Annotated in this window: 2 protein-coding genes; both read left to right on the plus strand. The window is 70.2% G+C overall.

The window, feature by feature from the left end:
- Window positions 1-209: hypothetical protein (locus ACVMLK_RS20960; RefSeq protein WP_457487533.1), on the plus strand; the 209-nt coding region annotated here is incomplete at its 5' end.
- Between the two features lie 116 nt (window positions 210-325).
- Window positions 326-1,558, plus strand: coding sequence for a porin (locus ACVMLK_RS20965; protein WP_422922381.1), 1,233 nt, complete (start codon window positions 326-328; stop codon window positions 1,556-1,558).
- Window positions 1,559-1,619: the final 61 nt, after the last annotated feature.

Genomic DNA, 1,619 nt, shown 5'->3' on the forward strand with positions numbered 1-1,619 from the left:
CCCTCGGCCCCTGGCGCTGGAGCGCACTGGCGCGCCGCGCCGGGCGGCCGGTCGCGGCGCTGGGTGGCGTGACCGCCGCCACCGCCCGCCAGGTGCCGCCGCCGGCCTGTGGCCTGGCCGCCATCACCGCCCTGTTGCCTCCGCGCCACAGTGTCTCAAGGAAGTCGCGCAGCGCTTTCACGGAGCATTGCCGCGCCTCGGCTGGCTGAACCATAGTCCGCCCCAGGCCTGAAACCCGCTTCATTCGGGGCGAGGGACCCTGCCGAGGGGGGCAGGCGGGCCGCGGGACCAGCCGGCACATTCCGGCGCGTGAGGAGGACTAGGGATGCGCAAGATTCTGTTGGCGACCACTGCGGTTGCCGCGGCCGCCGTGTTTGGGCCGGCCCCGGTTGCGGCTCAGGAAGCCCCGACGGTTCGGGTTGGCGGCTATTTCCGCTTCAACTACAGCTTCACCGACCAGGATCTGTCGAGCGGCGTCAACAACGGCGTCTCCACCGGCAAGTCCGACTTCGCCTCCGACACCGAGGTCCACGTGATCGTCGCCGGCAAGGCCGCCAACGGCCTGACCTACGGCGCGACCGTCGAGCTCCAGGTCGACATGTCCAACAACTCGAACTCGGCCTCGGACAACCTCGCCGCCCAGTCCAAGACGGGCGTCGACACCGACGAGATGTACATGTGGGTGGCCACGCCGCAGCTCGGCCAGCTCCGCATGGGTGACGAGGACGGCGTCCTCGGCGGCCTGATGAACTCCGGCCACATCACCAACTTCGGCACCGGCGGCATGGACGGCGACTGGTTCGACAGCGTGATCGGCGCCCCGCGCGCGACCACGATGCACCCCGGTGACATCGGCGACAACACCAAGATCATCTACATGTCGCCGCAGTTCTTCGGCTTCGACTTCGGCGGCAGCTTCGCCTTCAACACCGGCGAGGGCGAGGACGTCGGCTGCGCCGGCACCCTGCCGAACGCCAGCTGCGACCGCTTCACCTCGGGCCCCGGCGCGCTGCGCCGCCGCAACGAGTACCAGGTGGCGGCCCGCTACCGCGGTTCCTTCTCCGGCGTCGGCATGTCCATCACGGGCGGCTACATCGGCTCCGAGGTCGCCAAGAACACCACCGGCCTCTCCGGTGACAACATCAGCGTGGGCGTCGTCGGCGCGCAGTTCACCGCCTACGGCCTGCTGGTCGGCGGCTGGTACAACTGGGGCTCCTCGAACGGTGGCTGGAACCCGCTGGCCAAGGGCCAGGTCGACGGCCGCGACATGACCTCCTGGTTCGCCGGCGCCTCCTATACCTTCAGCGGCCTGACCGTCGGCGCCAACGCCTTCGATCTGCGCACCGCGGGCAGCCAGTCCGTGGCCGCCGGCCGCACCGATCGCGGCTGGTCGGTCGGCGCCTCCTACGCCCTGGCCCCGGGCCTGGCGCTGGTCGCCGAGTACAACCAGGTCCGCCGCAAGGAGAACGGCTTCAACTTCGCCACCGGCGCCGCCGGCACCGACAACAACGCCGTCGATGCCAACATCGTCATCGTGGGCACCCGCATCGCCTTCTGATCCTTCGGGATCGGGCATGCCGGGGCGGCGGGGAAACCCGCGCCCGGTCCTGTTTTCGCCT

It is taken from the genome of Teichococcus aerofrigidensis, from assembly GCF_054073225.1.